Origin of the sequence: Pseudomonas turukhanskensis (assembly GCF_027922365.1) — a bacterium.
Taxonomy (GTDB): domain Bacteria; phylum Pseudomonadota; class Gammaproteobacteria; order Pseudomonadales; family Pseudomonadaceae; genus Aquipseudomonas; species Aquipseudomonas turukhanskensis.
The window spans coordinates 1-1,244 of the sequence record NZ_BSFN01000049.1; the positions used below are offsets into that span (position 1 = coordinate 1).

Annotated in this window: 2 protein-coding genes; both read left to right on the forward strand. The window is 54.1% G+C overall.

Annotated elements, in window-relative coordinates; genetic code table 11:
* The first annotated feature begins 71 nt into the window (after window positions 1–71).
* On the forward strand, window positions 72–374 hold the full coding sequence (locus tag PKE98_RS26875) for a transposase (RefSeq protein ID WP_271198552.1): 303 nt from the start codon (window positions 72–74) through the stop codon (window positions 372–374).
* An 8-nt stretch (window positions 375–382) separates the two neighbouring features.
* Window positions 383–1,207 carry an IS3 family transposase gene (locus PKE98_RS26880; protein WP_271198553.1) on the forward strand — a complete coding sequence of 275 codons (825 nt, stop codon included), beginning with the start codon at window positions 383–385 and terminating at the stop codon, window positions 1,205–1,207.
* Window positions 1,208–1,244: the final 37 nt, after the last annotated feature.

Here is a 1,244-nt window from a genome sequence, read left to right on the forward strand (position 1 = left end):
CTGAACTGGCCTAATGATTTTGGACACTTCACTCGGGCGCTATCATGGCGCCCAAATCTGAGGTGTTTTGAATGCGTAAATCCTATTCAGGTGAGTTTAAGCTCAAGGCTGCCAGCATGGTGTTGGATGAAGGCCAGAGCGTTCCCGATGTCTGTACAAGTCTGGGTATTGGGCCGACCGCATTGCGTCGGTGGATCGATCAGGTCCGCCAAGAGCGTTTAGGCTCGACCCCATCTGGGGCCAAAGCGATTACTGCGGAGCAGCTCGAAATCCAACAACTCAAAGCCTTACTTAGGCAAAAAGACCTGGATATTGAAATCCTAAAAAAGGCTGGCGCTCTCCTGCTGCGGGACACCAACGGTCGTTCGCGCTGATCGAGCAGTTGGGTGAGCGTTTTTGCGTAAAGGATTGCTGTCGGGTGTTCGGACTCAGTCGTAGTGGTTTTTACGCGTGGCGTAGGCGGCAGACCAAGGTGAATCTGGGGCGGGAGACGCTCAAGTCATTGCTGATCAAGCATCACCGGGCCTCCAGAGCCTCGGCAGGTGCTCGAACCCTGGCCAAGGAGCTTCAAGCCAGCGGTCATCGTGTGGGCCGCTTTATGGCTCGCAGCCTGATGAGAGAAGCAGGCATTGTGAGCCGGCAACGCCGACGTCATAAGTACACATCATCTGGCGTGGAGTCGTTGGTGGCACCGCATGTACTCAAGCGAGCATTTGACGTTTCGGCGGCCAACCAAGTGTGGTGTGGTGACGTGACATACATCCAGGTGGGGAAGCGCTGGATGTACTTTGCGGCGGTTATGGACTTGTTTGCTCGCCGGATTGTGGGCTGGTCCTTCTCGATGGTTTCCGATGCCGAGTTGGTATGCGAGGCCTTGCGGATGGCGGTAGAGCTAAGAGGACGTCCTTATGGCGTACTGTTTCACTCAGACCAGGGTTGCCAATACACCAGCCATAAATTCAGAAATGAGCTGGCAAGGCACGGACACCAACAAAGCATGAGTCGTAAAGGCGAATGCTGGGACAACGCTCCAATAGAGCGTTTTTTTGGAAGCCTGAAGTCCGAGTGGGTGCCTGAAGCAGGCTATGTAACAGAATACGAAGCCCGGTTAGATGTGCAGCGCTACGTTACTCGCTACAACACTGCCAGGCTCCACAGCTACAACGGATATCAATCTCCAGTTACGAGGGAAAAGCTCGCGGCGTGAAACCTTAACTGGTGTCCACTATTACTTGACCAGTTCA

Excerpts from the sequence above, each read along its gene's own strand:
- PKE98_RS26875 (WP_271198552.1), top strand. The coding sequence starts at position 72 with ATGCGTAAATCCTATTCAGGTGAGTTTAAGCTCAAGGCTGCCAGCATG.